This window comes from Hymenobacter sp. FMD4, assembly GCF_058932745.1.
On the sequence record NZ_JBZYWH010000045.1, the window covers coordinates 1 to 22,565 of the forward strand.

The window sequence follows — 22,565 nt, forward strand, 5'->3', positions numbered from 1 at the left end:
AGCCCTTAGCAGCAGCACCAGGCCTCAGCGCATTCATGGCCGCCCCATTGTATTTGATTAGCCCTGCTTTTCCAGGTCCATCCCGCACTTCGGGCATTTGCCGGGCTGGGTGCTGGCACTGCCTTCGCAGTTCATGGGGCACACGTAGCTGGTCGTCTGGCCGCCGGTGTTGGTTTCGTTGCTGCTGCCTTCCGTTGAGGGACGCGAGATTACATCAGCGGGCTGCTGAATGGTAGCCGAATCGGCCGTGGCTTCGGTGGGCGCTGCCGTGGGGGTGTCGGTAGCGGGCTTGCCGTCGCAAGCAGTAAGCAGGCCAGCGGCCAGCAGCAGTGCAAAAAACTTGTTCATATCAAGCAAATAAGCCAGCCAAAGGCTATGGGTTCGTGGGGCAAAGGTAAGCCTTGACCGTACACGACCCCGGCTTCCGAAGCGAAAAGCATCGGCCCAAAGCCAATGGTATGGCTTTGGGCCGATGCTTTTCTGATTTTTACGCTGTGCGTCGTAGCTCCACTAGGCTTTCTTCTTCCATTTGATGGTGCAGCCAATAGCCTTGGTACTTGCGGTTTGCACGGGCTTGCCCGCCATTAGTTGCGCCAAAGCATTTTCCACGTAGCGCTCCGTTACGGCCGACGCGTCCTCGGTGTTGTTATCGATAGCACCGATATACGCCACCTTGAAATCTTTGCCTTCGCGCTGCAGCAGGTATACATGCGGCGTGCGGGTAGCGCCATAAGTACGCGCTACTTCTTGCGTTTCATCAAACACATAAGCGAAGCCAAACTTCTTGCTCTGCGCCCGCTTCTGCATTTCCGCGTACGAGTCGCCCGGGGCCACTTGCGGGTCATTGGGGTTAATGGCCACCACCGGGTATCCTTTCGAAGCGTATTTCTGATGCAAGGCGATGATGCGGTCTTCATAAGCCTTAGCATACGGGCAAGTATTGCAGGTAAATACCACGATGTAGCCTTTGGCAGCTGCATTGCCGGCGAGCGAAACCATCTTACCATCCACGTTTTTCAACTTGAAATCCATGGCCTTGTCGCCCACTTGGTAGCCGCCATCGGCTAGCGGGCGAATGAAGCTACTGAGCGCGACTAGCACGGCCAGCACCATAAGAGAAAACCAAGCGTTTTTCATGGGTCGAGGGATTATTGGTTGGGGGTCAAAAGGTAGAACTGACTAAGGCAATACCATGGGCCGCACGGCGGCTTCTAATTCAGCCAATGTGAGTGGCTTTTCAAAGCTGCGGCGTTGCTGGCGGCGGTTGTTGAACACCAAAGTGAAAGGCAAAGCCCCCGACCACTTCGGTTCGACTTTATCAATAAAGGAATTTTGATCCGGTTCATTGAGCAGCCAAACCGGCGCTTTCAATGCCCGTCGTTGCACAAAGGGCTTCACCTTGTCTTCCAGCTTGGATGCAAAATCCAAGCTTACCAGCACCACCTGCACCTTTTGGCGTAAGTATTTAGTGCGCACCTGCTCAAAGTGAGGCAATTCCTGCACGCATGGCCCGCACCACGTCGCCCAAAAATTCACCACGTAAGTGGTGTCGCTGGGTCGGCTTAGCAACCGCTGCAGCTCCGGAAACTTCACTACGCGCACTTGTTGGGCCCGCGCATGTTCTGCTCCAAGGAGTACAGCTACAAGTAAAAGCCAGTGTCGAATGTTCATAAGCAGTGTTCGAGCAAATACGCCGCCACTGACGGCCTTACTTTGCCGATTGACGGAGCAGAATGTAAAGGGCTGCATTCCATTTCACTTAGCCATCGGTGGACCTATTGTTCCAATGCCCCTCGTCGTGCTTGGCATACCACCCGCGGCAGTCGTCTGTTGATAAATCGGCGCATTCGAATCGTGCCGGTGTTCAACCTTGGAGGCCGGCCACGCTCCCCCAACCCGTGCCGCCACACGACAACGGCTCCTTGCGGGAGCCGTTGTCGTGTGTAAGCCTAAGGCCTGATTTTAAGTTTGATCCAGCTGCCGGCGCAGTTCCAGCACCTGGTGTTCTAAATCCAAAGTCCGGAAAGTAATCTTGGCTTCCAGATCGAGGAAAGCCCGCTCCAAGCGGTCCTGCAATTGCTTCTGCTCAGAAATGTCGGTGCAGGTGCCGAACCACTGGGTGATGTTGCCCTGCTCGTCCCGAATGGGTTTTGCCAGCCCCAAAAACCACTGATATCCGCCATCCCTGGCTTTGAATCGGTACTCGATTTCGTAGTCCGCGCCCGTCTGCAGCGAATGGCTCCAACGTCGGCGGGCCCGCTCCTGGTCGTCGGGGTGCAGCAGGTTGTTCCACATTTCGGTACCGCGGCTTTGCTCCACGTCGTAACCGGTGTATTCTATCCAGCGCTGGTTGAAATAAGTATGAAACCCCTCAGGATCGGTAAGCCATACCATCTGTGGAATAAGCTCAACTACAAACTTGTATTCCTGCTCGCGCCGCTTTGCCTGCGAAATATCCGTAACAGTGCCCAAGAAGCGTAGTGCTTTGGTCCGGCCTTCGTCAAAATAAGCACTGCCCGTAGCCCGCACCCAACGCAGGACCCCATCTTCGAGGCCAATGGTTCGGAACTCGATGTCGTACTGCCCGTTGCCAACCGGGTCAAGGGCTTGCTTCACCGCAACATCGGTTTGGTTCCGATCATCGGGGTGTACGCCTGCCAGAAAGCTGTTGTAGTCAACGGTGGCTGTTGGTGGCAGCCCAAACAGTTCTTTGCAGCGCGCCGACCATTGCAGCTCGCCTGTAAGCAAATCTAAATCCCACGTCCCGACGCCAGCCGCCTCAATAGCGTCTCGCAGGCGTTCGTAATTAATGGTGTTGTCGGATTCTGGCATTTCGCAAAAAGGAGAGGTGAAGAAACGAGGCTCACGGCTGGGTGAGCAGCACTTCCATTCCCGATAAAAAATACAAGCTCAATTGGCTGATTAACCCGTCGGAAGAACGGCGCAGCCGGGTGATGAGGGCACGGGTAATTTCCTCAGCTACCTGAATCTCCAAGTAGGGGCGTTTGAGCACTTCGTCGCGCTGTATCCGCCACGAGCCTTTCTCGCTGCGGTTGCCGTCCTCCACCACCAGTTGGTTGGCACGCAGGTGTACCCGCAGCGCATGGGCCAACGGACTCTCGGGGTCGGCGCGGTTAAGCACCCGGTCAGTCACGCGCCATTGCCCCATCAAATATTCATCCGGCAACTGCTGCAAGTTGACATCGAAAAGCAGATCGGACATGAGCGAAGTGGTAGGCAACTACGCGAGATGAGGAATTCGTTATGAGCTGACTTAGCAGCTCAAGGAGCGCGTGGTAGTGCGTAAAATTATACGTTTGGGTGTCTTTGATGAAATTCAAAGGCCTAAGCACCTGCTCCAGTTCCTATTCATGAGCAGCCTGCTCAGCCGCCAAAAAGCTAACTCTGGTTGCTGATGCAGCCGCTCGGGGACCGGTTAACGACTCGTATTCAACTCGAATGCTCATGCTTGCTGCTCCCTTTTGGCAGCGTTACCAGCTGCCGGCTAAAGTGAATAATAGCTCGGTCAGTGGCACCCAGCATGGTCAAAAATGCCATCGAAATATTCTCGCTGAGTTCAGCCGGTGAGCGAAGCAGCAGTTCAGGCTTGGTCTCAAAGGGGCAGGCATGCCATTCGGCTCGCCAACCTTGGTCCGTGAGCGAGACGGGCACTTCTTCCCGTTGTCCCAAAGCCTGCAAATGCAAGAACAGCTCTTCAACGGGCTCCAGCAGAATATGCTCCAAGCGTTGCCCTTGCTTGTCAAACATAACTACTGCCTGGAATTGTGGGTGCGCCAAGCGCAGCACGGGTGAGCCGGCATCGGTCACTTCTTGGCTTACCTGCTTGGGCACACGCAGAAGTGACGCCAAGAATTGCTGCTGCGTCAGGGCAGGCGCTGCGGCAGCCAACAACAGCGAGGTGAACAGGCGCTCGGCCAACTCCTCTGTCTGGCAGGTTTCGGTGGTATGCATGGGACTACAGTTCTAGCACGCAGCGACAGTCGCCTCCTTGCGCAAGCTCACGTTTATTCACATTCACACACAGGCAGGCCAGCTCTGGCGAGCGGCCCGTCCGTTCACAGCGTCGCAAAGCACTCAGCAGCATCAACTGGCCTAGAATGCCGCGACCGACACCAACAGCGGTGACTCACGGTGGAGTGAGCGGGGGAAAGAAAGTACGTCCATCGCCCCGAAAAGACAAGGACTATTTACAAACCCAGGTTATTCTGCCCGCTGCTGGTGCCGCCAAGCCCGTACTAGCTGCGGCAATACCCACCGGCGTTGGAATTTGAGCACAAAAGAAAAACCCCGCTCCTGCAATAGGAACGGGGTTTTCTGCAGAGGAGGAGGGATTCGAACCCCCGGAGGTTTAACCCTCAACGGTTTTCAAGACCGCCGCAATCGACCACTCTGCCACTCCTCTGGGTCAGCAATTCGACGTTTAACACAAGAAGGCTTTTCCAACGTCAAGAAAAGCCCTTGCAGAGAGGGGGGGATTCGAACCCCCGATACCCTTGCAGGTATAACGGATTTCGAATCCGTCGCATTCGACCACTCTGCCACCTCTCTGTAGCCCAAATCTGAGTGGTTTGGGACGGCAAAACTAGCAGGCGGCAGCGGCTGATGCAATAATGAATGCCAAAAAATTTCCAGCCATCGGCTTGGGCACCCACACTACCCTGTCTTTCAACCTGATATTCTAAGCCACGGAAGGCCTCGCCACGGCAGAAGCACTGCGCGCTTTGGCTCGTCCGCTCACAGCATCCACGCTCACGTTGACTTCGAAACCCAGAATAAGTGTCATGCACACGAAGTCAAGCCAAACCATGAAACCTACAAGCGTGCCGATGGAACCGTAAAAGTTGTTGTAGCTGTCGAAAATCTTGACGTAAAGCACGAACAGAAACGACACGAGCAGAATCAACGCGGTGGCAACGATGGCTCCTACCGACAAAAAGGGCCAACGATCTTGCACGGCTGGCACGAAATAGTAGATCATGCAGGTCGTGAACAAGAACAGGCCCACCACCGAGCCGTAGCGCAAGAGCTTGATCAGAAATTCTGTCAGACGCTCGGGTACAATTTCGTAATACACCAGCGCATCGATGATATAGGTGCCGAAGAAGATGCCAGCCACCGCCACCAGCAGCGCCAAGGACAACACCACTGTGAGCACCGTAGCAATAAAGCGCTTGCGCAAGTAGGACCGGCGCTTGAAGATGCTGTGCTTTTTGTCGAAAGCATCGAGCAAGGCCATGATGCCATTGGAGCTCAGCACCAGGGCCGTGGCAAAACCGAACGAGAGCAAGCCCCCGTGCGGAATGTTCACGATGTCCTCAATGGTGTCGCGGGTGGCCACGTACATCTCGCGGGGCATAATGTCGCCCAGGAACTGCAGGATGTCAATTTGCAGCCCCGGCACCGGGATGTACGGAATGAGCGTGAAGAGAAAGATGATGGTGGGAAACACGGCCACCGTGAAGTTGAAGGCCATGTAGGAGCTGCGTTTGGTGAGCGAGTCGAAACGCAACTCGTTCAGCACGCGGTCCATCACATCGTACATCGACACGCCATTGCGCAGGTGCACCCCACGCAGCCATTCGATGAACCGCCGGTAGGTACGGCGGCGCCGAACAACAAGCGCCTTGCGGTAACGATTGGGCAGATCCACGGAACTGGTGTTTGGCTATTCGGTTTGGACTTGAACTCCTGGCTATAACAACCGGAGGATTCTTTTCAACTCAGAACAAGCTAATAACCAAAAAATTAAGCACTACTACCCGTTAAAGTACGGCGTGATGCTCTCAACGATGTGCTGCGGAATAGCGATAGGCCGGCCGGTGGCCCCGTTCACGAACACCATGAGCGTGGAGCCTTCGGTGAGTAGCTCTTCTGCTTCATTGTAAATCTCATACTCAAACAACACGCGCGAGCCTTCGGGCGGCTGGCGCAGCATCATGCGCACGCGCAGCAAATCGTCGTAGCGGGCTGGGCGACGGTATTTGACGCGCAGCTCCCCCACCGGCATACCCACGCCTTCGGCTTCGAGCTCTTTGTAGCTGATGCCGAGCTGGCGGAAGGCTTCGGTGCGGGCAACTTCAAAGTACGCGGCAAAGTTGCCGTGGTACACGTAGCCCATTTGATCGGTTTCGGCGTAGCGGACGCGGATGTGTACGTCGGAAGAGAACATATTCGGTTACGGTGCGAATGTAAATGAGGGACTGATCGGCTAACGGGCTTACTCGGAAACGGAAAACAACGTGACGCCTCTCTTAGAGCTTCAATAAGACATTGGCGTACTAGCCCATTCCAACCCGATGGCGAAGTACACTAACGCATGATTCCCGAGCGCGTCAGGGCTGCTTGGTAGCGACGGGCGTTGACAAGATGCTCCCGCTCGGTAGCAGCGAAGGCGTGGTAACCGCTGAAATCTTCGCGGGCGCAGAAGTATAGGTAGTTGTGCTGCTCCGGGTTCAGCACGGCATCGATGCTGGTGATGCTGGGCAGGTTGATGGGACCAGGCGGCAAGCCGGCGTATTTATACGTGTTGTAGGGGGAATCCTTCTGCAGGTGCACGTTCAGCACCCGGCGAATGCCGAAGTCACCATTAGCGTATACCACCGTGGGGTCGGCCTGCAGCTTCATGCCGCGCTTAAGGCGGTTTAGATACACGCCGGCCACGCGGGGCCGCTCGTCGGCGTGCTGCTGCTGCTCAGCTTCCACTATGCTGGCCAGCACACTCACTTCCTTGCGCGTCATGTTCAGCCCTTGGGCCTTACGGTCGCGCTCAGGCGTCCAGAACCGTTCGTACTCCTGCTTCAGGCGCTTCATCACCTGCTGCGGGGGTGTAGTATAGTACAGTTCGTAAGTATTGGGGATAAACATGGTAAGCAGCGCCGTAGTATCGCGGAAGCCCAGAGACTTGGCGTATTCGTTGCTGGTCAACAACGAGTCGAACTCCTGCGGACGGGCCGCGAAGGATTGGCTGAGCTTTTGGGACAGATCCTGTCGCAGACGAATGTTCTGGAAAGTAAGCTTCAACGGCGCCTGGATGCCACGGCGCAGATCGTTGATCATCTGCCGGTTGGTGTATCCATTCTTAAGCTCGTAACGACCGGGCTTCACCAGCTGATCGTACTTCATCAGCTTGGCCACAAAGTTGAACGACAGCTTATCGATGACGGCGCCAGTGGCCTCAATCGACTTCATGACGGAGCGGTAACTCTGCCCCGGCTTCACCACCACGTAGGTCGGGCGGTCTTTGGTGTCGATGTTGGCGGTAAAGAAAATCTGGTAGGCGTAGTACGAGAAAGTCACGAACACGATGGCAAACACGCCCAGCGTGTAAGCAATGCGGTTACGGCGTTTGAGGGCGCGGGCCCGGTACTCAGCGGGAGTTGGCATTGGAGCAGTAGCAGTAACAGAAAAAGAAGCCAAGCCGTAGCTGGATCGATGTTAGCCGGCCCGATGGGGCATTGGTCATCCCAAAAGTACAGCCCTTTGGGTTGGCCCAACGGCTTCCTGTACTTTTTCCGGAGCCGCAAACTTACTATTAGGTAGTCGCCCCCATCCTTCGCCTCCAACAAAACATACAACTCCGCGGCCCGCTTGCGCGTCATACAGCTATTGTGTAACTAAGCCGCCTGTCTCTCACTTTAGCTAACCGACCCGCTATGGCTGCTACGCTGCTGCGCATTCACCCCGATAATCCGCCCCTTAATAAGATTCAACAAGCTGTGCAGGTTCTGCGCCAAGGCGGTGTCATTATCTACCCCACCGATACGATTTACGGGCTAGGCTGCGACATCACCAATCAGCGGGCCGTTGAAAAACTCTGCCGCATCCGGGGCCTAAAGCCCGATAAAGCGAACCTGTCGTTTATCTGCTCCGACCTGTCGCACATCAGCGACTACGCCCACGGTATCACCACGCCCACTTACAAACTGCTGAAGAAAGCGCTGCCGGGCCCGTTCACATTCATCTTCGAGGCCAGCGCCAAGGCGCCCAAGTACGGCGGCACCAAGCGCAAGACCGTGGGCATTCGCATTCCCGACAATGCTATTTCTCTGGCCCTGGTTCGCGAACTGGGCAACCCCATCGTCAGCACGTCCATTCACGACGACGACGCCATTATTGAGTATTCCACCGACCCCGAGCTGATTTTCGAGAAATACCGGCCGCTAGTGGATATGGTTATCGACGGCGGGTTCGGCAACAACATAGCCAGCACCGTGGTGGACTGCACCACCGAAGACTACGACGTAATCCGTGCCGGCGCCGGCGACATTGAGCAGTATTTGTAATTGGGGGACAAGTAAGAGGTGACACATGCCAGGTTAGAAGGATCTACTTCAACCTGTCACGTGTCACCTCTTACTTGTCCCCTTATTCCTTTTTAAGCTTCCAACGCTTGTGCGACCAGAGGTAACGAGTTGGGTCAGCCAGAATATCACGCTCGATGCGATGGGCGTATACCTCAGTTATGGGGTGGTCGGCTAGGTTCAGCGGCGCATTACCGTCGTATATCTCCTCCAGCGTAAGCGTGTAGTAGCCCCGGCGTACCCGGCGAATGCTCACGTACAGCACCGGGCAGTGGTATTGGACGGCCAAACGGTCGGAACCGGTGAAGAAGGCGGTATCCTGATTTAGTGTCCGCGTCCAATACGCGTATCGGCTCTTGGGCGGGCACTGATCGGCCAACATGCACAGCGAGCGAATTTTGCCGCGGTTAGCCTCCATGTCGCGCAGGGTTTCCCGCATGGGAATGAGGCCGGTACCCAAGCGGGTGCGCAGGCGGTAGATGTAATAGTCGAAAAATGAATTGCTCAGCGGCTTGTACACGCCATCTACCTTACCGGGCCAGCGCTGCGCCCCGGCCGGCGCAATCCATTCCCAGTTGCCGTGGTGCGAGCCGAGGCACATGATTGTACGGCCCTTCGCGAAGTAAGCGTCGCCGAGTTCGGGGTTCGTAACGTAGATGCGTCGGTTGAATTCTTCCGGGCTGATGGTGCCCAGCTTCACAATCTCGACAATGGTATCGGCGAAGTGGCGGTAGAAGCCGTGGGCCGTGTCGCGCACCCAAGCTTCGGATTTATCAGGAAAGGAGTTCCGGATATTGCCGAACACCACCTTATGCCGGTAGCGCAGCACGTAGCGCATCAGCAGGTAAAAGCCATCGGCCACCACGTAGAGCACCGGCATGGGCAGGCTCGACAAGGCCAGCAAAAACGCTTCGAGCGGGAAGTAATACCACGCAAAATTCCGCGTGGGCTTCGGGTGATTCATCGGGGCAAAGATGCACCGCCGGGCGCGTATTCTCCTTGGTGACGAATGATTTTGCCGGTTTGGGAAGCCAGGACTTTGCCCGTGGCTGTACGCACGTCCACCGTCAGCATATAGTTGCCATCGGTATCAATACCTAGCTGGCTGAGCCCGCCCATGGGCAGTTCACCGGCTACCACGGTCGGCCGGCCCGCTTTCGGCTGGTCTATTTCGGCATCGGCGTCGGCGGCGAAGCCTTCAGCTGACTCCAAGTGATAATGCAGCTTTAGCGGCTGACCCAGCGGGGCGTTGTACAGCTCAAGGTAGAAGTAAAGCTGATCGGCGCCGCGCCCGTAGCTGCCGGCCGGCGTACGTGTAAGCAAGTAATTGTTGCGGATAAAATTATTCTGTTCCGTGGTGCGACTAGCGGGCTTCGACAAAAACACAATGTCGCTCAACGCGGGGGCACCAGCGGGGAAATTTAGCGCCAATGGCTTCTCTACCGTGGTGGGCACGGTGCTCTTGCGGTACGAATCGCGCAGCTCAGCCCGCACCGTGTACTGTCCGGCGGGGAGCGTAATGCGCTTCAGAAAGCTCTGCGGATTCTTAATAGCAATAGAAGTGTCGCTGATGACGGGTGGCTTCATAGTTACCGTTTCCGAATACGCCGGCTTGCCGTCGGGCTTCAGCACTTGTAGCGTAACTACGGCGCTGGCCTGGTAGCTACCTTGGGCACGTTTGATATAAGTGAGACCATTGCCAGGCACGGTAGCGTACAGCTCCACCTCGTAATTATTGCCAGCGGCTAAGGGTCGGAAACGGGCTACATCCAGCAGCAGCGAAGGCGTGGCCGCCATGGTTGGTAGCGTCAGCCATACGAGTAACAAGGGTAACAGCAGACGAAAGCGCATAGGCAACAAAGCAGTGAGCGGGAAAGATATGCGGCTACAACGCAAAAAGTCGGCCGTAGTGCCAACCCTGGCCCTAAACTTCGGGTAGTACTTTCGCACCGCTTCTCTCCAGCCGCTTTTGCCCTGTTCATGCCCGCTGCCCTTTTTGAGCTTCAATACTGCCCGCCAGCCGCATTCTTTGCCGAACTTCTGACCGCCGATTCGTTGTTACTTGAACGGCACGAACACTACCGTAAGCAAACGTACCGCAACCGCTGCCTGATCCTGACGGCCCAAGGGGTGCAGGCCCTGACGGTCCCCGTCATCGACGGCAACCGCTCGGAAAAGGTCAACATCGACGAGCTTGAAATCGATTACCGGCAGAACTGGGTACACCGCCACTGGCGCACCTTGCAGACAGCCTACGGCAACAGCTCTTATTTTGAGTTTTACGCCGACTATCTGCACGACATTTACGTAAGTAAACCTTCCCGGCTCTTTGATTTGAATCTTGCTTTGCTGCGCTTGTTGCTGCGCTGCTTGCGCCTCCCCCTTCCGATCGAGTTTACGGCCGAGTGGCACACCAGCTACCCGGTCGCTGACGTGCTGGATCGGCGGGATTGGCTGAGTCCGAAGCACGTACCTGACACGCCGTCAGGTGCAGGTCTGCAGCGGGCTTACCGGCAATGCTTTGGTGCGGAGTTTGTACCCGGCTTGAGCGTGCTGGACCTGCTGTTTGCCGCGGGTCCGGCGGCCGGTACTTACCTTGTGCCAGCCCCCTCACCGGCGGCGAACCTTCTGCCTGAATAGCCGGTTTAAGTATTAGTATCCGGATATAGCGCCTTGTGCGAGTCCGGATTCTTTCTCACCTTATCTGCATGGAAGCGAAATTCTCAAATAGAGTCAAGGAGGTTATCTCCCTGAGTCGGGAGGAAGCCATCCGACTTGGCCACGACTATATAGGCACCGAGCACCTGTTGCTGGGTATGATTCGGGAGGGCGAAGGCACGGCCATTGCTCTGTTGAAGAAGCTCGGCGTATCCGTAGAGGAGCTAAAATACGCTCTCGAACAAGCCACACGTAACACTGCGACCCAAGGTATCAGTATAACGGGTAGCATCCCGCTGACGAAGCAGACGGAGAAGGTCCTGAAGATTACGTATCTCGAAGCTAAAATCTTCAAGAGCGAAATCATCGGCACCGAGCACTTGCTGCTCTCGATTCTGCGCGATGAAGACAATATTTCCTCCCAAATCCTGAGCAAGTTTAACGTGAACTACGAAGCCGTACGCGACTCGCTGGATTACCACGGTAACACCAGCCACAACCCCACCTCGGGCCCTTCCGACACCGACGACGACGACAACGACAAATTGTTTGGCTCGTCCAAAGGCGCAGGCTCGGCCGCGGCTAAAAAGCCGGGTGAAAAGTCGCGCACGCCCGTGCTCGACAACTTCGGCCGCGACCTGACCAAGCTCGCTGAAGACGATAAACTCGACCCCATCGTGGGCCGCGAAAAAGAAATCGAGCGCGTAGCGCAGATTCTTTCGCGCCGTAAGAAAAACAACCCCATCCTCATTGGTGAGCCCGGCGTAGGTAAGACGGCAATTGCCGAAGGCCTCGCTCTGCGCATCGTCCAGAAGAAAGTATCGCGCGTGCTCTTCAACAAGCGCGTAGTGACGCTGGACCTGGCTTCGCTGGTGGCTGGTACCAAGTACCGCGGCCAGTTTGAGGAGCGCATGAAGGCCGTGATGAACGAGCTGGAGAAGTCACCCGACGTTATCCTGTTCATCGACGAGCTGCACACCATCGTGGGCGCCGGCGGTGCTAGTGGTTCGCTCGACGCCTCGAACATGTTCAAGCCGGCTCTGGCCCGCGGCGAGATTCAATGCATTGGTGCTACCACGCTGGATGAGTACCGTCAATACATCGAGAAAGACGGCGCCTTGGCCCGTCGTTTCCAGATGGTAATGGTAGATCCTACCACGCCGGAAGAAACCATCGAGATTCTGCACAACATCAAGGACAAGTATCAGGACCACCACCATGTGGTGTACACCGATAAGGCCATTGAAGCGTGCGTAAAGCTGTCGGACCGCTACATGTCGGACCGCTTCTTGCCAGACAAGGCTATCGATATTCTCGACGAGGCTGGTGCGCGTGTGCACATCAACAATATTGTGGTTCCGGAAGACATCCTGAAGCTCGAGGAAAGCATCGAGAACATCAAGGTGGAAAAGAACCGCGTGGTGAAGTCGCAGAAGTACGAAGAGGCTGCTCAGCTCCGGGATAAGGAGAAGAAGCTCATCGAACAGCTCGACACCGCAAAGCGCAACTGGGAAGAAGAAACCAAGAAGAAGCGCTACACCGTGAAGGAGGAAAACGTGGCCGAGGTAATCGCCATGATGACCGGCATCCCGGTGAGCCGCGTAGCCCAGAACGAAAGCGCCAAGCTGCTCAACATGGGTGAGGAGCTGAAGGGCAAGGTAATCGGCCAGGACAAGGCCATTGCTCAGCTGGTGAAAGCCATCCAGCGTACCCGTGTCGGTTTGAAAGACCCGAAGAAGCCTATCGGCTCGTTTGTGTTCCTCGGCCCGACCGGTGTAGGTAAGACGGAGCTGGCGAAAGTGCTGGCTACCTACCTCTTCGACAAGGACGACGCGCTCGTGCGCATTGACATGTCGGAGTACATGGAGAAATTCAGCGTATCGCGCCTGGTTGGCGCGCCTCCCGGTTACGTGGGTTACGAAGAGGGTGGCCAGCTGACGGAGAAGATCCGCCGCAAGCCGTACTCGGTTATCCTACTCGACGAGATTGAAAAGGCTCACCCGGATGTGTACAACCTGCTGCTACAGGTGCTCGACGACGGTATCCTGACCGACGGCCTTGGCCGCAAGGTGGACTTCCGCAACACCATCATCATCATGACCTCGAACATCGGGGCGCGTGACTTGGCCGACTTCGGCGTAGGCATTGGCTTCGGCACGAAGGCCCGCACTGAGAACATGGACGAGATGATGAAGGGCACCATTGCTAGCGCGCTACGCAAAACCTTCGCGCCGGAGTTCCTGAACCGCCTCGATGACGTTATCGTCTTCAACGGGCTGCAGAAGGAAGACATCTTTAAGATCATCGACATTTCGTTGGCCAAACTGCGTCAGCGCGTGCAAGCCCTGGGCTACCGCATCGAGCTGACCGAAGCCGCGAAGAACTTCGTGGCTGAGAAAGGCTACGATCCGAAGTACGGTGCGCGTCCGCTGAACCGGGCCATCCAGAAGTACATCGAGGATCCGATTGCTGAGGAAATCCTGAAGGCGCAGCTCACGCAGGGCGACGTCATCAAGGCCGACCACGAGGAAGGCAAGGAAGAGCTCATCTTCAATTCCTACAAGAGCGAAGAAGCCTCTACCCTCGCCAGCGACGAACGCCCGGCTGAAGCGCCGGAGTCGCCGGAAGGCAAGGCGGGCGAATAAGTAGCTTAGATATGTAAATTAAGAACGGCCGGTTGCGCAAGCAGCCGGCCGTTCTGCATTTTAAAGGCTGGGGCGAGTTACACCGCATGTGGATACATTTCGCGTGTTGATGTTGAGTGGTGCTCTAAAATGGTTTACTTTTCCTTCAACCCCGTTTCAAATACCATTTATGACAGGTTCATCTGTAGGAAGGGGCGTTGCCTGCATCGTCGCCATGGTCGCGTGTTCAACTCTTTGCAAAGGCCAAAGAATTGTTTTAACAATGCAAAACTCTCTCACATCGACCTATGTCAAAGGCAACAACTTTGAGGGGGCTATCTTCTCCAAAGAGTATGACCTTGAAGGGATTGAGGGCTTTATTGTTAAAGAGTTTCGCCAGCCTATTACAAGCAGGTTCACTCCTACTCTCTTGCAGATTGAAGCAACTGAGCGTATCCTGCAAAAACAACTGCGCAGCTACTACCGCTGTCAGTACAAGCAATATGGCAGTAAATCAATTGGCCAAGGAGGTGGCTATGGACCAGTTGTACACAGACGGCTACGCAAATACCATCGACAATATTTTGGTTATATAACTAAAAATAACGAAGAAGTAGTCTTCATAAATGCAGGTTGGGAGCCTTACACCATAATTGACAGGCTGCAGGACTTGTATCCGCGCGATGAGGGGTGGAAATCTAATTATACTATCGGGATGGATGGAGGTAGCCACTACTGGCGCGCAGAAGTAAATTTGACAACAGGGAAAATTATTGGCGTTGGCGTCAATGGCGTGGCTTCTATTGGAAGCAACTGCAGATTTATGTCACTCGCCTGTCTGATAAGCAACTTTAGAGCTTAAGGTTTGTTCCCGAATCCAAGTCAAAAACGGGTTCGGCTTTTTTGTGCCTGAGGTTTACCTTTGGCCCTTACTCCAAACTGACTTTTCGCTTCATTCCCACCATATGTCCGATCCGCACGCTGACCCGACGCTGAGCAAACTCGAAGTACTGGAACAAAAGAACGCCGAGGCCTTGCTGGGTGGCGGCCAGGACCGCATCGACGCCCAACATAAAAAGGGCAAGCTGACGGCCCGCGAGCGGCTTGACCTACTTATGGACCCCGGCTCCTTTGAGGAAATCGGCAAGTTTGTGATGCACCGCTCCAAGGACTTCGGCCTGGATAAAGAATACTACCTTGGCGACGGCGTGGTGACGGGCTACGGCACCGTGAACGGCCGCTTGGTATACGTTTTCTCGCAGGACTTCACGGTGCTCGGCGGTTCGCTTTCCGAGACGCACGCTGAGAAGATTGTGAAGATCATGGACCTAGCCATGAAGAACGGCGCGCCGGTTATCGGCTTGAACGACTCAGGTGGGGCCCGCATCCAGGAAGGCGTAGTAAGCCTGGGCGGCTATGCGGATATCTTCTACAAAAACACCCTAGCCTCGGGCGTGGTGCCGCAGATTTCAGCCATCATGGGGCCGTGCGCAGGTGGCGCGGTGTATTCACCGGCCATTACCGACTTTATTCTGATGGTCGAAAACACGAGCTACATGTTCGTGACCGGCCCGAACGTGGTGAAGACGGTGACCCACGAAACCGTGACCAGCGAGGAGCTAGGCGGCGCCAGCACCCACAGCACCAAGAGCGGCGTGACGCATTTTACGGCCGCCAACGAAGTAGCCTGCATCCAGCAGATCAAGCAACTGCTGAGCTACATGCCGCAGAACTGCGAAGACACGGCCCCCATTTATCCTTACGAGGCACAGGGCGACGAACTGCGGCCGGAGTTGGACAGCATCATTCCTGAAAACCCCAACCAGCCCTACGATATCCGTGAGGTCATCACCGGCATTATCGATGCGGATTCGTTCATGGAAGTTCACCAGAACTACGCCGAGAACATCGTGGTAGGCTTTGCACGGCTGGGCGGCCGCAGCATCGGCATCGTGGGCAACCAGCCGGCCGTGCTTGCGGGTGTGCTTGATATAAATGCTTCAACCAAAGCAGCCCGCTTCGTGCGCTTCTGCGACTCGTTTAACATTCCGCTGCTGGTGCTGGAGGACGTGCCCGGCTTCCTACCCGGCACCGATCAGGAGTGGCGCGGCATCATTACGAACGGCGCCAAGCTGCTCTACGCCTTCTGTGAGGCCACTGTGCCGCGCATCACGGTGATTACTCGTAAGGCCTACGGCGGGGCTTACGACGTGATGAATAGCAAGCACATCGGAGCCGATATGAACTACGCCTGGCCTACCGCCGAAATTGCGGTGATGGGTGCCAAAGGGGCGGCGGAAATCATCTTCAAGCGCGAAATAGCCGCGGCGGAAGATCCGGAAGCAAAACTGCAGGAGAAGGTAGACGACTACCAGCGCAAGTTTGCAACCCCCTACCGGGCAGCGCACCGTGGCTTCGTGGATGAGGTGATTGTGCCTTCGCAGACGCGGCAGAAGCTGATCCGGGCGTTTAAAATGCTGGAAAACAAGGTAGACCAATTACCACGCAAAAAGCACGGTAATATCCCGCTCTAATCGACTATACTTGTCAAGGGGAAGCGGTGCTGTTCGACAGAATAGCACCGCTTTTTTTTTGTGCGGATTATTCATCTTTCTTGTCTGTACATAAATTAACCTTACTTTAATTACGCTTACTGAAGCCATTACAGGTTCCGTAAACGTAAGTCTGATCCACAGATGAAACCTGCCGATTGGGCGCTCGTTTCATCAATTTCCCACGCCTTCACACTTCCCAACTTACCCTTATTCCATGCGCCCTGAGAGCTTCGACTTCCTTCAAAAATACCTCAACAACCCCTCTCCTACCGGCTTCGAGAAGGAAGGTCAGAAACTGTGGCTGGAGTACATCCGCCCGTACATCGACGAATATTTCGTGGATACCTACGGAACGGTAGTGGGCGTCATTAATCCCGAGGCTGAATACAAAGTAGTTATCGAGGCGCACGCCGACGAAATCAGCTGGTTTGTAAACTACATCACGAAGGAAGGCTACCTGTACCTGCGTCGCAACGGTGGCTCCGATGCGCTTATCGCGCCCTCAAAGCGCGTGGTTATTCACTCAGCCAAGGGGCCGGTACGGGCCGTGTTTGGCTGGCCGGCCATTCACGTGCGCAAGGTCGAACAAGATAAGGCTCCCACCGTCGAGACGATATTCCTGGATTGCGGCGCTTCCTCGCGCGATGAGGTAGAGGAAATGGGGATACACGTGGGCTCGGTGGTCACTTTCGAAGACGACCTAATGGAGCTCAACGGCAAGTACCTCGTGGGCCGGGCGCTAGACAACCGCATTGGCGGCTTTATGATTGCCGAAGTGGCGCGTCAGCTCAAGGAAGAGGGCAAGAAGCTGCCCTTTGGTCTGTACATCGTGAATGCCGTGCAGGAAGAAATCGGACTGCGCGGGGCCGAAATGATTGCGCACCGCATCAAGCCCGATGTGGCCATCGTGACCGACGTAACCCATGATACCCAGTCGCCGATGTACGAGAAAAAGACCTCCGGCGACATCCACTGCGGAAAGGGCCCGGTAATCACCTATGGGCCGGCGGTGCAGAACAACCTGCGCGACCTGATCATCGAAACCGCGCAGCAACACGACATTCCGTTCCAGCGCGCTGCTGCCACCCGCGCTACGGGCACCGACACCGACGCTTTCGCCTACTCCAATGCCGGTGTAGCCTCGGCCTTGATTTCGTTGCCGCTGAAGTACATGCACACCACCGTAGAAACGGTACACCACGACGACGTGCAGAATGTCATCCGGCTTATCTACGAAGCGTTGATGCGTATCGAAGACAAGCACGACTTCCGGTATTTCAAATAAGCCTACCGCCTTCAAGCACAAACGCCAGCCGTTCAGGCTGGCGTTTTTTGTTGTTTTGCACCTATGCTTACTCCTCCCCTGCTCCAGACTCCGCTCACCGTCACCGATCAAATGAACCGGCGCGTGGTGGTACCGTTTCCGCCGCAGCGTATTGTGTCATTGGTGCCGTCACAGACGGAGCTACTGTTTGATCTGGGCCTTGGCGAGCGGATTGTGGGCGTGACCAAGTTCTGCATTCATCCGGCCGATGCCCGGCAGCACGCCACAGTAATTGGTGGTACCAAGAATTTTCACTACGACAAAATTGCTGAGCTGAAGCCCGACCTCATCATCGGTAACAAAGAGGAGAATTTTCAAGAGGGCATCGAACAGCTGGCAGCCCAGTATCCGGTCTGGATGAGCGACATCGTGGGGCTGGAAGATGCCCTGCGCATGATGCGGCAAGTAGGACTAATAACCAATACCAAACTCAAAGCAGAGCGCTTAAGCGCAGAAATAGTAGCCTCCTTTGAGGCCTTGCCGCCAGCTCGCCAGCTGAAATCGGCGGCGTATTTCATCTGGCGCAAACCGTACATGGTGGCAGCCGCTGGCACCTTCATCGACGAGATGCTACCGCACGCGGGTTTTTACAATGTATTCGGGCAACTGAGCCGATACCCGGAAGTGGCAGCGGAGCAGCTGGCAGCCGCTGCGCCACAGGTGATTCTGCTGTCATCGGAGCCTTACCCTTTTCAGGACAAGCACGTGGCAGAGTTTCAGCGGCTATGCCCAGGGGCACAAGTGGTGGTGGTCGATGGGGAGTTATTTAGCTGGTACGGCAGCCGACTGCTCTATTCGGCCAGGTACTTTTATGAACTACGCCAGCAAACAGCACGGACCCTGTAGTCCGCGCTACCTATGCTTTATAGCTGAAAGCCCACTTGCCGTAGCTCTTCCCAGAAAAAGGGGTAGGATTTCCGTACCACCGCGGGCGCGTTAATGGTCAGGGGGCCGCGGAGAGCTAGAGGGGCAAAGGCCATGGCCATGCGGTGGTCGTGGTAAGTGGCTACGATTTGCCCATTGACTTGCAGTTGCTGCGTGGTCAGGCGGAACATGTCGCGGCCCTCGGGGGTAAGGGCCGCGCCAAATGTGCTCAACTGTTGCTGCAAAGCGGCAATGCGGTCGGTTTCCTTGATGCGCAGACTTTCCAGGCCAGTCATGTCCACTACCACGCCAGTAGCGGCGGCAGCCACGGCTATGGTTTGGGCCAGATCGGGGCAGTCGGTAAAGTTCATGGAGACGTGGGCAGCACGCTCCTCGGCAGGCAGTTGGCGCAGCACCACACCATCGTTTACAAACTCGGTACGCACGCCCAGCGGCTCCATCAGGTGCACGATGGCTTGGTCGCCCTGCCAGGAATGACGTCGCAAACCTGGCAGATAGATGTGCGAGCCAGCAGGGCCCAGCGCTACCATTGCATACCAATAGCTGGCCGCCGACCAGTCGGCCTCCACGGCATAATCGGCGGGGCGGTAGGGCTGAGCCCCTACATGTACTTCCCGCTCCAGCACTTCCACCTCAGCCCCAAAATGCCGCATGAGAGCCGCCGTCATCTGGATGTAAGGCCGGGAACCAATATGGCCAGTCAAGTGCAGGTGCAGTCCGCCCGGCACCAGAGGACCTATCATCATCAGGGCCGAAATAAACTGGCTGCTAATGTCGCCGCGTACACGGAGCGGGGCAACCGCGCCGGGCTGCCAACCTTGCAGCTGCAGCGGCGGGTAACCCTCCCGGTTCACGTAGCTAATCTGAGCCCCCAGTTGCCGCAATGCCTCAACCAGTACGCCAATGGGCCGCTCCTGCATGCGTAGCGTCCCGGTAAGCGTAGTGTGGCGGCCCGTCACGGCTAGGTAAGCGGTAAGAAAGCGCATGACGGTGCCTGCATCCTCAGCATCGATATGCTGCGCCGCTGGCTGCGCCAATAGGCGGCGCATTAGTTGGGTATCGTTGGCGTCGGAAAGATTGGCGAGGGTACCGCCCTCGGCCAACGCATGCAGAATCAGGACACGGTTGCTTTCGCTTTTGGAAGCCGGCAGCACGGCCGTGCCTTGCAGGGGGCCGCCAGGCCAGCGGAGCGTCAGCTGATCAGGAAAATAAGGGTTTGGCACAACGGAGAGTTAGAACGGACTGGAATTCCGCGAAGCTTAATAAGTAAGGGCAAGGCAGGTGGGTGGCCTACAACCGGTGGTAATAGCGGAGAGAAGCCGCCAGTTCATCCATCGTTACGGGCTGATCATAGATACCATCACCGATGCTGCGCAGCAAAGTGCAGTTGATGGTAGCTCCTTGGTTTTTCTTGTCCTGGCGAGCCAGCTCAACGATGGCATCAGTTTCGAGGCTCACGAACTGCACTTTTTCAAAGATCGAGAACAGGAAAGTTTCAATCTGGTTTAGCTCGCGCTCTGACAATAGCCCTTTTTGTACCGACAGCCAACTTTCGCAGATCAAGCCGGCTGCAACTGCCTCGCCGTGCAGAATAGTGCGCCCCGCTTGCATCAGCAGGTAGCTTTCCAGCGCATGGCCCACGGTATGCCCGAAGTTCAGGAGCTTGCGCGGGCCTTTTTCGGTGGGGTCTTCGGCCACGATGCGTTGCTTTACCCGCACCGATTCGCGAATGACGGGCGTCCAATCATCCACGAACAGGCCTTGGTTTCGCTGCTGCTCAAACGCGTCGGCATCGGCGATGAGCCAGTGCTTGACCACCTCGGCATAACCGGCGCGCAGCTCGCGCGGGTCCAGCGTAGTCAGAAACTGAGGATCGATGCACACGGCTTCGGGCAGTTGGAACACACCGAGGTGGTTTTTGAAGCCTTGGAAGTCGACGCCGGTTTTGCCGCCGATAGCCGCGTCGACCTGCGCCAACAAGGTAGTCGGCACCGGTACGCAGCGCAGGCCGCGCTTGTAGAGTGCAGCACAAAAGCCACCCAGATCCGTCACTACGCCGCCGCCCAGACACACTAGCACGCTGTGGCGGTCGAAGCGGTGCTCGGTCAACTCAGCCCACACCCGCTCGCAGGTGGCAAGGGTCTTATTGGTTTCGCCGGCTGTTATTTCAATCAGCAGATGATTTTCGGGCAGGTAGGGCTTCAGTTGGTGGTAGCACAGGCGTGCCGTGTTGGTGTCGGCCAGTACGGCCACGCGCGTGGTGCCGGGGCGGCTGAGCAGCGCGGCCAGGGCAGGCAGGGCCTCGGGGCCGATGTGGATCGAGTCAGTCATTGGGCGTAAATTTCAGAGTTCTGCTGGTAGCGGCGCACTTTTGCCCAAGCGGTAGCTTTTCCCGTGTTCCGCTGGGTCCGTTTTTTCATCTCAACAACCCGTTGTTAGTCGTGGAAAAAGAAGCACTTGTGGATTGCATTGTAATCCTGGAACGGTTTCCAGGCAAAGGCGGCTGGACTTACGCTCCCCTGCCAGCTTTGTCAGTAGCCGGGCGCAATGCTTTCGGCACGCTAAAGGTAACCGGCCGCATAGATGCCTACGAGCTGGTGGCCGCCCACCTGCTCCCCATGGGTAGTGGGCGCCTATTCCTGCCGGTGAAGGCCGATATCCGCAAGCAGATCGGTAAACAAGCCGGGGACACGGTCCACCTAGTGCTGTTTACCGAAGTGCCTCCTTTGGAAGTCTCAGATGCTGACTTTCTAGAGTGCTTGGCCGAAGAGCCTCGGGCGCTCAACGCCTATCAACAGCTCAGCTTACCCGAGCAGCAAGCCTGGCTGAACTGGGTGCGCACCGCCGCAACGGACGAAGCCAAAGTAACCCGCGTAACCACTGCGCTGGCTCAGCTGGCCGTAGGTAAAACCCGTAAGCCGCAGCCCGAACGGTTGGCAAGCACCGAGCTTTGAGGCTAATAATATGGCCTCGGAAAACAGGCCGAGCTATACTTCGAATCAGGCTTAGATAAGGAGAAATCAATCTTATTGAACATGCCCTTGCAACCGGCGCAGCCATTGCCGTATCTCGGTTATATACTGCCCCCTGCATATGCTACGTTCTGCCCTTTCACTTCTTATTGCCATCCTAGTACTGCTGACGAGCTGCTCGTCTGATGAAGATGTGCGCCCCGGTGCTACGGGCTTGCAAGACAGTTGGACGTGGGTGCAAAGCTCCGGAGGCCTCAGCGGCACCGTCAGCACCCCAGCCAATACCGGCAACCAGCTGCAAGTTGAATTTGGGGCCGATGGCACGGTGCGCTACTACGTCAACGGCCGGCTTTCCAGCACTGATACTTATACCATCCATCGGGGCACTTCTCTGCGCACGCATCAAGCTACGCTGCTCATTCGCTACGGCAATGGTGCTGAGGCCTCTTTCGAAGTGGGCGACAAACGGCTTATTGTGTGGGACGAAATGCACGACGGCTTTCAGCACGAATATCAACGTTAAGCGCACCATACTCCGCCTCACTGCTAACCACCGGCTGCTTCTGTAAACAGACCTCTTTTAATTAAGCTTAATCGATGCGTAACGCTACCAAACTGCTTCAGGACGCACTACTCGCCGGACTATGCGTAGCCGGCTTGAGCTGCCACAAGGCCGATGAAGCCATTCCAACCGACTCAGCCTTGCTTGGCCGCTGGTACCGGGTGCCCGTAGTAAGCCCCTACGCAGTACCTCAGTCAAATTCAGGTCTGGAGTTCGGTGCTGGCGGAGAGCTGCGGCATTATCAACAAGATTCCTTAATGCATACGGGCAAGTACCGGCATTACCGTGACAAAGCAGTAGAGCTAGCGCCCGGCTATAGCCTGATCGAATACGACACGAAAGTTCTCCCCAACGGCACGCTAGCTCAAAGCAACCGCGCCTACGCCGTTGTTCATGATACGCTGTACCTGCAAACGCCTGCCTACCGCGGCATAATGAACTGCTTTCCGCTCTTCGAACGCTATAGCCGGATGCCAACGGCCGCAGCTACTTCGCGCTAGTACTGACTAAAGAATTGGCACTGCCGCTTTATTTAAACTTAAACGCCGGCTTTTGTTTAATTCTGTAATAGCTCCTACAGCTATGTTTTCTAGCTCTACTCTTGCTTTCAGTATTTGGCGTGCAGCAATGCTGGCAGCCGTGAGACATACCGCTGGGTAACCAA

General features: G+C 56.1%; 23 protein-coding genes and 2 tRNA genes. 10 read left to right on the plus strand and 15 right to left on the minus strand.

Features of this window, described 5'->3' with window-relative positions; all coding sequences use genetic code 11:
• Positions 1-57 precede the first annotated feature (57 nt).
• The 11 genes from AC5FXY_RS21965 to mltG all read right to left on the minus strand — a co-directional run bounded on the left by AC5FXY_RS21965 (position 58) and on the right by mltG (position 7,404).
• On the minus strand, positions 58-348 hold the full coding sequence (locus AC5FXY_RS21965) for a heavy metal-binding domain-containing protein (protein ID WP_493558878.1): 291 nt from the start codon (positions 346-348) through the stop codon (positions 58-60).
• Between the two features lie 162 nt (positions 349-510).
• On the minus strand, positions 511-1,137 hold the full coding sequence (locus AC5FXY_RS21970) for a thioredoxin family protein (protein WP_493558879.1): 627 nt from the start codon (positions 1,135-1,137) through the stop codon (positions 511-513).
• A 42-nt stretch (positions 1,138-1,179) separates the two neighbouring features.
• Positions 1,180-1,671: a TlpA family protein disulfide reductase gene (locus tag AC5FXY_RS21975; RefSeq protein ID WP_493558880.1), complete on the minus strand. Its 492-nt coding sequence runs from the start codon at positions 1,669-1,671 to the stop codon at positions 1,180-1,182.
• Between the two features lie 291 nt (positions 1,672-1,962).
• Positions 1,963-2,832 carry a PAS domain-containing protein gene (locus AC5FXY_RS21980; RefSeq protein ID WP_493558881.1) on the minus strand — a complete coding sequence of 290 codons (870 nt, stop codon included), beginning with the start codon at positions 2,830-2,832 and terminating at the stop codon, positions 1,963-1,965.
• Positions 2,833-2,863: 31 nt separating this feature from the next.
• Entirely contained in the window at positions 2,864-3,223 is a 360-nt protein-coding gene (locus tag AC5FXY_RS21985; protein WP_493558882.1) for a hypothetical protein, read from the minus strand.
• Between the two features lie 227 nt (positions 3,224-3,450).
• Positions 3,451-3,972: a hypothetical protein gene (locus AC5FXY_RS21990; RefSeq protein WP_493558883.1), complete on the minus strand. Its 522-nt coding sequence runs from the start codon at positions 3,970-3,972 to the stop codon at positions 3,451-3,453.
• Positions 3,973-4,338: 366 nt separating this feature from the next.
• Positions 4,339-4,423 (minus strand) — tRNA-Ser (locus tag AC5FXY_RS21995).
• Positions 4,424-4,482: 59 nt separating this feature from the next.
• Positions 4,483-4,569: transfer RNA gene (locus AC5FXY_RS22000), tRNA-Ser, on the minus strand.
• 130 nt (positions 4,570-4,699) lie between these two features.
• The gene (locus tag AC5FXY_RS22005) at positions 4,700-5,671 is read right to left on the minus strand and encodes a YihY/virulence factor BrkB family protein (RefSeq protein ID WP_493558884.1); all 972 of its coding nucleotides are present in this window, start codon (positions 5,669-5,671) and stop codon (positions 4,700-4,702) included.
• A 105-nt stretch (positions 5,672-5,776) separates the two neighbouring features.
• A complete protein-coding gene (locus tag AC5FXY_RS22010) occupies positions 5,777-6,190 on the minus strand; it encodes an acyl-CoA thioesterase (protein WP_493558885.1) in 414 nt (137 codons plus the stop codon).
• Positions 6,191-6,330: 140 nt separating this feature from the next.
• Positions 6,331-7,404 carry an endolytic transglycosylase MltG gene (gene mltG, locus AC5FXY_RS22015; RefSeq protein ID WP_493558886.1) on the minus strand — a complete coding sequence of 358 codons (1,074 nt, stop codon included), beginning with the start codon at positions 7,402-7,404 and terminating at the stop codon, positions 6,331-6,333.
• A 269-nt stretch (positions 7,405-7,673) separates the two neighbouring features.
• Between mltG and AC5FXY_RS22020 the strand changes: the two genes are divergently transcribed.
• A complete protein-coding gene (locus tag AC5FXY_RS22020; protein ID WP_493558887.1) occupies positions 7,674-8,303 on the plus strand; it encodes an L-threonylcarbamoyladenylate synthase in 630 nt (209 codons plus the stop codon).
• 82 nt (positions 8,304-8,385) lie between these two features.
• Here AC5FXY_RS22020 and AC5FXY_RS22025 read toward each other — a convergent pair whose 3' ends face one another.
• Positions 8,386-9,285, minus strand: a complete 900-nt coding sequence (locus tag AC5FXY_RS22025; protein ID WP_493558888.1) for a lysophospholipid acyltransferase family protein — start codon at positions 9,283-9,285, stop codon at positions 8,386-8,388.
• The gene (locus AC5FXY_RS22030) at positions 9,282-10,172 is read right to left on the minus strand and encodes a hypothetical protein (protein ID WP_493558889.1); all 891 of its coding nucleotides are present in this window, start codon (positions 10,170-10,172) and stop codon (positions 9,282-9,284) included. Before AC5FXY_RS22030 ends, AC5FXY_RS22025 begins: the two co-directional genes overlap by 4 nt.
• Positions 10,173-10,301: 129 nt before the next feature.
• On the opposite strand from AC5FXY_RS22030, the gene AC5FXY_RS22035 reads away from it, so the two are divergent.
• The 6 genes from AC5FXY_RS22035 to AC5FXY_RS22060 all read left to right on the plus strand — a co-directional run bounded on the left by AC5FXY_RS22035 (position 10,302) and on the right by AC5FXY_RS22060 (position 18,328).
• Positions 10,302-10,961, plus strand: a complete 660-nt coding sequence (locus AC5FXY_RS22035; protein ID WP_493558890.1) for a WbqC family protein — start codon at positions 10,302-10,304, stop codon at positions 10,959-10,961.
• Positions 10,962-11,029: 68 nt separating this feature from the next.
• Positions 11,030-13,624, plus strand: coding sequence for an ATP-dependent Clp protease ATP-binding subunit (locus AC5FXY_RS22040; protein WP_493558891.1), 2,595 nt, complete (start codon positions 11,030-11,032; stop codon positions 13,622-13,624).
• Between the two features lie 88 nt (positions 13,625-13,712).
• A complete protein-coding gene (locus tag AC5FXY_RS22045; RefSeq protein ID WP_493558892.1) occupies positions 13,713-14,465 on the plus strand; it encodes a hypothetical protein in 753 nt (250 codons plus the stop codon).
• A 103-nt stretch (positions 14,466-14,568) separates the two neighbouring features.
• Entirely contained in the window at positions 14,569-16,137 is a 1,569-nt protein-coding gene (locus tag AC5FXY_RS22050) for an acyl-CoA carboxylase subunit beta (RefSeq protein WP_493558893.1), read from the plus strand.
• A gap of 235 nt (positions 16,138-16,372) precedes the next feature.
• A complete protein-coding gene (locus AC5FXY_RS22055) occupies positions 16,373-17,443 on the plus strand; it encodes a M42 family metallopeptidase (protein ID WP_493558894.1) in 1,071 nt (356 codons plus the stop codon).
• A gap of 63 nt (positions 17,444-17,506) precedes the next feature.
• Positions 17,507-18,328, plus strand: a complete 822-nt coding sequence (locus tag AC5FXY_RS22060) for an ABC transporter substrate-binding protein (RefSeq protein ID WP_493558895.1) — start codon at positions 17,507-17,509, stop codon at positions 18,326-18,328.
• 17 nt (positions 18,329-18,345) lie between these two features.
• On the opposite strand, the gene AC5FXY_RS22065 is transcribed toward AC5FXY_RS22060, so the two are convergent.
• Together AC5FXY_RS22065 and aroB are read right to left on the minus strand one after the other, a co-directional pair.
• Positions 18,346-19,590, minus strand: coding sequence for a 3-phosphoshikimate 1-carboxyvinyltransferase (locus AC5FXY_RS22065; RefSeq protein ID WP_493558896.1), 1,245 nt, complete (start codon positions 19,588-19,590; stop codon positions 18,346-18,348).
• Between the two features lie 67 nt (positions 19,591-19,657).
• Positions 19,658-20,698: a 3-dehydroquinate synthase gene (aroB, locus tag AC5FXY_RS22070; RefSeq protein ID WP_493558897.1), complete on the minus strand. Its 1,041-nt coding sequence runs from the start codon at positions 20,696-20,698 to the stop codon at positions 19,658-19,660.
• A gap of 110 nt (positions 20,699-20,808) precedes the next feature.
• Between aroB and AC5FXY_RS22075 the strand changes: the two genes are divergently transcribed.
• The 3 genes from AC5FXY_RS22075 to AC5FXY_RS22085 all read left to right on the plus strand — a co-directional run bounded on the left by AC5FXY_RS22075 (position 20,809) and on the right by AC5FXY_RS22085 (position 22,401).
• On the plus strand, positions 20,809-21,321 hold the full coding sequence (locus AC5FXY_RS22075) for a DUF1905 domain-containing protein (RefSeq protein ID WP_493558898.1): 513 nt from the start codon (positions 20,809-20,811) through the stop codon (positions 21,319-21,321).
• Between the two features lie 139 nt (positions 21,322-21,460).
• Positions 21,461-21,862 (plus strand): hypothetical protein, encoded by a 402-nt coding sequence (locus tag AC5FXY_RS22080; RefSeq protein WP_493558899.1) that lies wholly within the window; start codon positions 21,461-21,463, stop codon positions 21,860-21,862.
• A gap of 74 nt (positions 21,863-21,936) precedes the next feature.
• On the plus strand, positions 21,937-22,401 hold the full coding sequence (locus AC5FXY_RS22085) for a hypothetical protein (RefSeq protein ID WP_493558900.1): 465 nt from the start codon (positions 21,937-21,939) through the stop codon (positions 22,399-22,401).
• Positions 22,402-22,565 lie beyond the last annotated feature (164 nt).

Bases quoted from the DNA above. Each gene is read 5' to 3' on its own strand.
- AC5FXY_RS21975 (WP_493558880.1), bottom strand. From the start codon at position 1,671: ATGAACATTCGACACTGGCTTTTACTTGTAGCTGTACTCCTTGGAGCA.
- AC5FXY_RS22035 (WP_493558890.1), top strand. From the start codon at position 10,302: ATGCCCGCTGCCCTTTTTGAGCTTCAATACTGCCCGCCAGCCGCATTC.
- AC5FXY_RS22030 (WP_493558889.1), bottom strand. From the start codon at position 10,172: ATGCGCTTTCGTCTGCTGTTACCCTTGTTACTCGTATGGCTGACGCTA.
- AC5FXY_RS22040 (WP_493558891.1), top strand. From the start codon at position 11,030: ATGGAAGCGAAATTCTCAAATAGAGTCAAGGAGGTTATCTCCCTGAGT.
- AC5FXY_RS21980 (WP_493558881.1), bottom strand. From the start codon at position 2,832: ATGCCAGAATCCGACAACACCATTAATTACGAACGCCTGCGAGACGCT.
- AC5FXY_RS21970 (WP_493558879.1), bottom strand. From the start codon at position 1,137: ATGAAAAACGCTTGGTTTTCTCTTATGGTGCTGGCCGTGCTAGTCGCG.
- AC5FXY_RS21965 (WP_493558878.1), bottom strand. From the start codon at position 348: ATGAACAAGTTTTTTGCACTGCTGCTGGCCGCTGGCCTGCTTACTGCT.
- mltG (WP_493558886.1), bottom strand. From the start codon at position 7,404: ATGCCAACTCCCGCTGAGTACCGGGCCCGCGCCCTCAAACGCCGTAAC.
- AC5FXY_RS21990 (WP_493558883.1), bottom strand. From the start codon at position 3,972: ATGCATACCACCGAAACCTGCCAGACAGAGGAGTTGGCCGAGCGCCTG.
- AC5FXY_RS21985 (WP_493558882.1), bottom strand. From the start codon at position 3,223: ATGTCCGATCTGCTTTTCGATGTCAACTTGCAGCAGTTGCCGGATGAA.
- AC5FXY_RS22060 (WP_493558895.1), top strand. From the start codon at position 17,507: ATGCTTACTCCTCCCCTGCTCCAGACTCCGCTCACCGTCACCGATCAA.
- AC5FXY_RS22010 (WP_493558885.1), bottom strand. From the start codon at position 6,190: ATGTTCTCTTCCGACGTACACATCCGCGTCCGCTACGCCGAAACCGAT.
- AC5FXY_RS22025 (WP_493558888.1), bottom strand. From the start codon at position 9,285: ATGAATCACCCGAAGCCCACGCGGAATTTTGCGTGGTATTACTTCCCG.
- AC5FXY_RS22080 (WP_493558899.1), top strand. From the start codon at position 21,461: ATGCTACGTTCTGCCCTTTCACTTCTTATTGCCATCCTAGTACTGCTG.
- AC5FXY_RS22020 (WP_493558887.1), top strand. From the start codon at position 7,674: ATGGCTGCTACGCTGCTGCGCATTCACCCCGATAATCCGCCCCTTAAT.
- AC5FXY_RS22055 (WP_493558894.1), top strand. From the start codon at position 16,373: ATGCGCCCTGAGAGCTTCGACTTCCTTCAAAAATACCTCAACAACCCC.
- AC5FXY_RS22085 (WP_493558900.1), top strand. From the start codon at position 21,937: ATGCGTAACGCTACCAAACTGCTTCAGGACGCACTACTCGCCGGACTA.
- AC5FXY_RS22050 (WP_493558893.1), top strand. From the start codon at position 14,569: ATGTCCGATCCGCACGCTGACCCGACGCTGAGCAAACTCGAAGTACTG.
- aroB (WP_493558897.1), bottom strand. From the start codon at position 20,698: ATGACTGACTCGATCCACATCGGCCCCGAGGCCCTGCCTGCCCTGGCC.